The organism is Pseudomonas sp. TAE6080 (genome assembly GCF_018732265.1).
Taxonomy (GTDB): Bacteria; Pseudomonadota; Gammaproteobacteria; order Pseudomonadales; family Pseudomonadaceae; genus Aquipseudomonas; species Aquipseudomonas brenneri.
In genome coordinates this window covers 89,093-96,395 of the sequence record NZ_JAHIDY010000025.1, presented here as the reverse complement: position 1 = coordinate 96,395, position 7,303 = coordinate 89,093, and the positions used below count along the sequence as shown (strand labels likewise).

Sequence of the window (7,303 nt, the reverse complement as noted above, 5' to 3'; positions counted from 1 at the left end):
GAGAACCGAAAAGAATGTCCGAAATTACTGGACCAGTTCAGCTTGCTCGCGAAAAACTTGAGAGCTGCGCGGTTACCCTGCAAACGATGCGTTATCGTTGACGTTTTTCGCGAGCAAGCTCGCTCCTACAGGGCCCCTTGCCACAGCTGCAACTCAGTTGAACAAGCGATACCAGAAAATCGCCACTTCCCGCGTCTGCGGGTCAATCCCGCGATAACGCAGGTGGTCGATGCCACCCATCACATAGCCGCTGCGCTCGTATAGCCGGCACGCGCCCAGGTTGTTGTTCTGGGTCTCCAGCATCATCCCCGGCAGGTTTTTCTTGCGGCTCCAGAATTGCGCCACATCCAGCAAGGCCTTGGCCACACCATGTCGGCGGGCCGGCAGCACCACCGCCAGCTCATCAACATGGGCATACCCGTTCCAGTTGGTACTGACGACGATATGGCCGACCGGACGATCATCCAGGTAAGCCATGAACACCGCACTGTCGGCGGCATCGCGATAGCTGGCGAACTCCTCGGGATCGATACCGTAGCATTTGCGATACGGCAGGATCTGCTCCACCGCCCACTGATCGACGGGCTTGCCCAGTTCTGGCGTGCCGTACACGCACACCTCAAAGCTGAAATCATTACCCCATACGTAGGCGTCAAATCCCTCGTCGGCGACTCGCACACTGAGCCCCGGGTACTTCGGATTCACTACAGCTTGCATAACCTTCCTTAACACTTGATGCAATCGACGGTGTAACAACGACCGCTGCCGTCGTCTTCGTGTTGTAACCCATGCACATCGGCGACAAACCCGGGGAAACTGCTATCGAACTCCCGGGCAAAGGCCAGGTAGTCGATGATCGAACGCGTCGATTCAGTAAAGCGCTCCCCCGGCATGATCAGCGGAATACCCGGCGGATAAGGCACCAGCATCACGGCAGCGATACGCCCTGGCAAGGCATCGATGGAGACCGCCTCGACCTCGCCACGGACCAGTTGGTCATAGGCATCGGCCGGTTTCATCGCGATTTCAGGCAAAACGGTGTACATGCGCTTGAGGTGCTTGGCCGTGGCATTACTGCGATAGCAGCCATGCAACTGGTCGCACAAATCCTGCAAACCCAGGCCCTGATAGCGTGCCGGACCTTGCTGGAATACCGACGGCAGGCAACTGGCCAGGCTGGTATTGGCGTCGTAACTGCGCTTGAACTCCAGCAATTCCGTCAGCAGGGTACTCCACTTACCTTTGGTAATACCCATGGAGAACAGCACCAGGAACGAATACAGCCCGGTCTTTTCTACGACCAGGCCACGTTCCCAAAGGAATTTGCTGACCACCGCCGCCGGAATCCCGCAGTCACTCAAAGCGCCACCCGCTGTCAGGCCGGGCATGACCAGGGTGACCTTGATCGGGTCGAGCAACACATAGTCTTCGGCGATATCCCCAAAGCCATGCCAGTCTGCTTCCGGCTGCAACAACCAGTCAGCCGTCGCGACCCGGTCGATACCGGCCACCGAAGGCGGTTGCCAGATGGAGAACCACCAATCATCGGCGGCGATATGCTGGCGCAGATTGGCCAGGGCCCGGCGAAAGCTCAGGGCCTCATCGAACATTTCCTGGAGCAGCGAGCGCCCTGCCGGTCCTTCCATCATGGCCGATGCCACGTCCAGGGAGGCGATGATGCTGTACTGCGGCGAGGTAGAGATATGCATCATGAACGCCTCATTGAAGCGATCACGATCCAGTTGCCGCGCCCCACCGTCCTGTACATGGATCATCGAGGCCTGGCTGAATGCCGCCAACAATTTGTGCGTCGAGTGCGTGGTGAACACCAGCGGGCTGTCGGGCGTACGCGAGGTACCCATGCCATAGCGCCCGGCGAAAAACTCGTGGAAGGCGGCATAGGCGTACCAGGCCTCGTCAAAGTGCAGCACTTCGACACTGTTGCCCAATTGCTGCTTGATCAACTCGGCGTTGTAACACAGGCCGTCATAGGTCGAGTTGGTCACCACCGCGAGCTTGACCTTGGGTTCGCGACCACGGGTCAAGGGGCTGGCCTGGATCTTCGCGCGAATCGACTCGCGGCTGAATTCCGTCAGTGGAATCGGGCCGATGATCCCCAGCTCATTGCGCTCCGGGCACAAGTACAGCGGGATCGCCCCGGTCATGATGATCGAGTGCAACACCGACTTATGGCAGTTGCGATCCACCAGCACCAGATCATCGCGCCCGACCATGGAGTGCCAGACAATTTTGTTCGCGGTAGACGTGCCATTGATCACGAAGAACGTGTGGTCAGCACCAAAGTTACGGGCCGCGCGGGCTTCGGCTTCGGCCAAGGGGCCGGTGTGATCCAGCAACGAGCCCAGCTCCGGCACCGACACTGACAAGTCAGAACGCAGGGTGTTCTCCCCGAAGAACTGATGAAACGCCTGCCCCACCGGGCTTTTGCGATAGGCAACGCCACCACCGTGCCCTGGGGTGTGCCAGGAATAATTGGAATCAGCCGTGTGCTGCACCAGGGCCTTGAAGAATGGCGGCAACAGGCCATCAAGGTAAGTACGCGCCGCGCGGGCCACCTGCCGGGCCAGGAACGGCACGGTATCTTCAAACAGGTAGAGAATGCCACGCAGTTGGTTGAGCTCGCTCATGGCATCGGCCGGGGCATTTTCCAGAGTGACTTGCTCACCCAGGGCAAAGATCGGCAGGTTGGGCGCACGCAGGCGTGCCAGGCGGATCAGCTCCACCATATTTTGCAGCAGATGGGTATTTTCCCCGGCGCCTTCAGCGGCGATCAACATGCATGCCAAGCCATGATGGGTCGAGGCCACCAACCGGCCTTCGGCGTAATCCATGGCGGAAAAAATGCTGAAACCCTCTTGCTCCAATTCCCGGGCGATTCCTCGGACCCGATCACCTGCAACGGTGTCAGCCTTGATGTCGCGGTGCACGATCAGGATGGGGAACTTCAGGTCTTTGTACATGAGGGCTTGGCGTCCTGAGGGCGATGTACTCAGGGTAGAAGCTGGGAGCGAATGTGGCGAATGAAGATAATAACTAATGTAGGAATGGGCTTGTGTGGGAGCGGGCTTGCCCGCGATAGCGGTGGACCAGTAACGAATGCGCTGACTGTCACACCGCAATCGCGGGCAAGCCCGCTCCTACATTTTTGACCGCAATTAGTGCTGGGTCAGTTGGGTCCACAAGGCTGGCGCACCCGCCGACTTGGCGATGGCTTCCAGGCGTGCCGCGTGCTCGGCCATGTCCTGCTCGCTGGCGCGGATGATGGTGGTGGCTTTGCGATCAGCCGGCAGGCGGCGGATTTCCGAAGGCCGGTTGCCCGAGCCTTCTGCCGAACCGTTGCCATCGGAGGCGTTACCCGCCAGGGACAGGCTGGTCTGCCCACCGGTCATGGTCAGGTAGACGTCCGCCAGGATCTCGGAGTCAAGCAAGGCGCCGTGCAATTCACGGCCGGAGTTGTCGACCCCATAACGCTTGCACAAGGCATCGAGGCTGTTGCGCTGGCCCGGGTGGCGCTCACGGGCCATCATCAGGGTATCGAGGATCGAGCAATGACGGGTGATGTCAGCGCGATCCGCCTGGCCCATCAGGGCGAATTCGTTGTTGATGAAGCCAACGTCGAACGCCGCGTTATGGATAATCAGTTGCGCGCCGTTGATGAACTCGAAAAACTCATCGGCAACTTCCGCAAAGCGCGGCTTGCCCACCAGGAACTCGTTGGTAATGCCGTGGACGCCAATCGCGCCTTCGTCACTTTCCCGGTCGGGTTGCAGATACACGTGGAAATGCCGACCGGTGAGGCGGCGGCCCATCAACTCGACACAACCGATTTCAATGATCCGGTGACCATCGGTCACCGGCATGCCGGTGGTTTCGGTATCGAGTACAACAGATCGGATGGCCATCAGGGTTCAGCTCTCAACGGTGTGTGTATTTCAAGGGGCGGGATATTAGCACGCTCTATAACCCCGTGGCGGCAACGGCCGACGACAGCCGATGGGTTTTGGGAAAAACCGGTAAGGTATTAATTAGCGATCAATTCCCTTCGTTTATCCAATAAGTCGATGATTGCCCGTTTACCCCACACCAAAGAGCGCCAACATCCAGATGATTGAAACTCGCCATGCCATCGCCCTACTGATTAGCAGCCTGCTTCTTGGGGGGTGCGTGTCCCAGCCCTCCACCGACACTTCGGCCGGGCAACTGCCACTGATTGTCGCCCACCGAGGAGGCACTGCTGACTTTCCCGAGAACACCTTGCTGGCAATCGACAATGCCCTGCGCAATAACGTCGATATGCTTTGGCTCACGGTACAACTGAGCCGTGACCAGATCCCCGTGCTGTACCGGCCGGCAGACCTGAGCGCCAACACCAACGGTTCGGGCGCGGTGGCCGAGAAAACCCTGGCCCAGTTGCAACAGCTCAATGCCGGCTGGCAGTTCAAACAGGATGCGGCCAATGGCCAGGTACTATTTCCTTATCGCCAGCATCCGGTGACGTTGCCGTCATTGCAGCAAGCGTTGGCGGCCGTTCCAGCCAATATTACGATCATCCTCGACATGAAGGCCCTGCCTGCCGACACCCAGGCCAAGGCGGTGGCGCAAGTACTGGAACGCAACCAGGCATGGGACCGAGTGCTGATTTACTCCACGGATGCCAGCTACCAGCAGGCTTTCGCGCAGTACCCAAAGGCCCGCCTGTTTGAATCCCGGGATCAGACCCGCGACCGCCTGGCCAGTGTCGCCCTGGCCCACAATTGCCAACCGGCACCACAAATGGGGAGCTGGGTAGCGTTTGAATATCAGCGCAAGGTCGATCTGGTGGAAACCTTTACCCTTGGAGAGGCACGTTCAGCAGTCAATGCCAAGTTGTGGACGCCCCAGGCCATCGACTGTTTCCAGTCCAAGGGCAAGGTGAATATCCTGACGATTGGCGTTAACAGTGAGGAAGACTATCGGGCTGCGGCGTGCCTGAACGTCGACGCGGTGCTGGTGGATTCGCCTCGCACGATGCAAGGCGTGAAGCAGCGGCTCGAATGGCCGCTGCGGTGTAACTGACGGTCAGCTCTGCTTGTAGCCGCGCACGTCATCCACGCCACGATTGGCCAACTGGTCGGCCCGCTCGTTGCCTGGATGGCCGATGTGCCCGCGCACCCATTTCCAGGTGATGTTGTGGCGGTTGCACTGCTCATCCAGCAACTGCCACAGGTCAGCGTTCTTCACCGGCTCCTTGGCAGCGGTTTTCCAGCCGCGCTTTTTCCAGTTGACCATCCACTCGTTGATGCCTTTCATGACGTATTGCGAGTCCGTCACCAGCAGCACATCGCAGCGGCGCTTGAGTTCTTCGAGGCCGCGAATGGCGCCCATCAGCTCCATGCGGTTGTTGGTGGTATTGGCTTCGCCGCCCCACAGCTCCTTCTCCACGCCCTTGCACACCAGCAAGGCGCCCCAGCCGCCCGGACCAGGATTGCCCTTGCAGGCGCCGTCGGTAAAGAGTTCTACGCTATCGGTCATTACGCTATCCATCAAAGCGGGTTGCCGGCAATCGACCGGCAGCTCCCGAGGTCGAACACTACGACCAAAATTCCAGAAAAGTGATTTATGGCTCGCTGGAGCGACGGTTGACCTTGGCCAGGGGCATCGGCACCAGTTTACCCATGGGCTCGCGCCGGACCTGGCTCACCGGCCGCAACCCGACCACGATCTTGCGGGCCACCAGCAGGTAGAAACCGCCACCGGACAACTGCCAGGCACCGGCCTTGCGCTCCCAGCCAGCCAAACGGCCCTGCCACTTGGGCGAGGCAAGCGGCGGACGATAGCACCCGAAGCGGCGTTTCTCCAGCGCGAAGCCCAGCAGGTTCAACCAGTCGCTGACCCGCGAAGGCGAGATGCAGCGGGCCTGGCTCAATGCGTCATGGGCAAAGACGTGCCGCAGGCCCCATGAACTCCAGGGGTTGATGCCGACGATCAATAAATGGCCGCCAGGACGCACGGCGCTGGCCGCTTCACGCAGCAACCCGTGGGGTGACAGGCAGAAATCCAGGCCATGCTGCATCACCACCACATCGGCCGCGTGCTCGCTCAAGGGCCAGGCCTGTTCCTCGCACACAATCTCGACCCCGGGCAACGGCGCGCCCAGGCGTACATTGCGCTGCACCTGGCGCGCGGGCGGCGGTGTCTGGGCCGATGGGCCGTAATGCACCAGGTAGCCACCGAAGAAGCGCTCCAGCTCTTCTTCAAGCATCAACCGCTCTTGTTCCAGCAGAAATTGCCCGATCGGCCCGGACAGCCATTCACGGGCTGCGCTGATCAAGGCCAGCCATTCGGGATCGGCCTGGGCGAACGCTTTATCAGTCATTGCATTCTCCAACTCGCCAAGACGTTCTAAGATGCACCAATGTGTTCAGCTTGGCGAATAGAAGAATGATACAGATCAGTGCCCTGCCCGCCTTCACCGATAACTACATCTGGTTGTTACAAGACCATCGCAGCCATCGTTGCGCGGTGGTCGACCCCGGCGATGCCGCGCCCGTGCTGGCGTGGCTTGCACAGCACCCGGACTGGACCCTCAGCGACATCCTGGTAACTCACCATCATCCTGACCACGTGGGCGGGGTCGAACAGCTCAAGCAAGTCTCAGGCGCCACGGTCTATGGCCCGGCCAACGAAAAGATCCCGGCCCGTGATGTTGCGCTCAACGATAACGACCAGATCGAGGTGCTGGGCTGGGACTTCGACGTGCTCGCCGTACCGGGCCATACCCTCGGGCATATAGCCTTTTATCATCATGGCTTGCTGTTCTGCGGCGATACGCTGTTCGCCGCCGGTTGCGGACGCTTGTTCGAAGGCACACCGAAGCAGATGTACAACTCCCTTGAGCGCCTGGCCGCCCTGCCGGCCGACACGCTGGTCTACTGCACCCACGAATACACACAAAGTAACCTGCGTTTTGCCCAGGCCGTGGAACCGGATAACACCGATATTGCCGAACGGGTGGCAAAAGTCAGCCAACTCCGGGCAGGCGGCAAGATGACTCTGCCCTCGACCCTGGCCCTGGAAAAACTGACCAACCCTTTTTTGCGCACCGCTGAAACATCCGTTAAACAAAAAGCGGACGAGCGGAATGGCCGCGATAACCGCTCTGGGAGCGAGGTGTTTGCTAGCTTGCGCGCTTGGAAAGATACGTTCTAAGCAGACAGGTTCTGATACAAAATTTCTGAGTGGTTGACCGGAACCGAAGCGCTTTCTAGAATCGCCCGACATTTTTGCCCGGAACTAACTTCCA

The 7,303-nt window shown here is 59.6% G+C and carries 7 protein-coding genes; 2 read left to right on the top strand and 5 right to left on the bottom strand.

What is annotated here, in order from left to right:
- Positions 1–153: 153 nt before the first annotated feature.
- The 3 genes from KL786_RS18915 to dnaQ all read right to left on the bottom strand — a co-directional run bounded on the left by KL786_RS18915 (position 154) and on the right by dnaQ (position 3,917).
- Entirely contained in the window at positions 154–717 is a 564-nt protein-coding gene (locus KL786_RS18915; protein WP_032861208.1) for a GNAT family N-acetyltransferase, read from the bottom strand.
- Positions 718–725: 8 nt separating this feature from the next.
- Complete coding sequence (locus KL786_RS18910) at positions 726–2,981, bottom strand: Orn/Lys/Arg family decarboxylase (protein ID WP_032861209.1); 2,256 nt, start codon at positions 2,979–2,981, stop codon at positions 726–728.
- A gap of 195 nt (positions 2,982–3,176) precedes the next feature.
- The gene (gene dnaQ / locus KL786_RS18905; RefSeq protein ID WP_162237649.1) at positions 3,177–3,917 is read right to left on the bottom strand and encodes a DNA polymerase III subunit epsilon; all 741 of its coding nucleotides are present in this window, start codon (positions 3,915–3,917) and stop codon (positions 3,177–3,179) included.
- Positions 3,918–4,185: 268 nt separating this feature from the next.
- On the opposite strand from dnaQ, the gene KL786_RS18900 reads away from it, so the two are divergent.
- The gene (locus KL786_RS18900; protein ID WP_353844676.1) at positions 4,186–5,076 is read left to right on the top strand and encodes a glycerophosphodiester phosphodiesterase family protein; all 891 of its coding nucleotides are present in this window, start codon (positions 4,186–4,188) and stop codon (positions 5,074–5,076) included.
- Positions 5,077–5,079: 3 nt separating this feature from the next.
- Here KL786_RS18900 and rnhA read toward each other — a convergent pair whose 3' ends face one another.
- A complete protein-coding gene (gene rnhA / locus KL786_RS18895; RefSeq protein ID WP_010171667.1) occupies positions 5,080–5,532 on the bottom strand; it encodes a ribonuclease HI in 453 nt (150 codons plus the stop codon).
- 85 nt (positions 5,533–5,617) lie between these two features.
- Positions 5,618–6,376, bottom strand: coding sequence for a class I SAM-dependent methyltransferase (locus KL786_RS18890; protein ID WP_215518592.1), 759 nt, complete (start codon positions 6,374–6,376; stop codon positions 5,618–5,620).
- A 65-nt stretch (positions 6,377–6,441) separates the two neighbouring features.
- On the opposite strand from KL786_RS18890, the gene gloB reads away from it, so the two are divergent.
- Entirely contained in the window at positions 6,442–7,209 is a 768-nt protein-coding gene (gloB, locus tag KL786_RS18885) for a hydroxyacylglutathione hydrolase (protein WP_215518591.1), read from the top strand.
- Positions 7,210–7,303 lie beyond the last annotated feature (94 nt).

What these genes read in the sequence shown, in the direction of transcription:
- KL786_RS18890 (WP_215518592.1), bottom strand. Translation starts at nt 6,376, where the DNA reads ATGACTGATAAAGCGTTCGCCCAGGCCGATCCCGAATGGCTGGCCTTG.
- rnhA (WP_010171667.1), bottom strand. Translation starts at nt 5,532, where the DNA reads ATGACCGATAGCGTAGAACTCTTTACCGACGGCGCCTGCAAGGGCAAT.
- KL786_RS18910 (WP_032861209.1), bottom strand. Translation starts at nt 2,981, where the DNA reads ATGTACAAAGACCTGAAGTTCCCCATCCTGATCGTGCACCGCGACATC.
- gloB (WP_215518591.1), top strand. Translation starts at nt 6,442, where the DNA reads ATGATACAGATCAGTGCCCTGCCCGCCTTCACCGATAACTACATCTGG.
- KL786_RS18915 (WP_032861208.1), bottom strand. Translation starts at nt 717, where the DNA reads ATGCAAGCTGTAGTGAATCCGAAGTACCCGGGGCTCAGTGTGCGAGTC.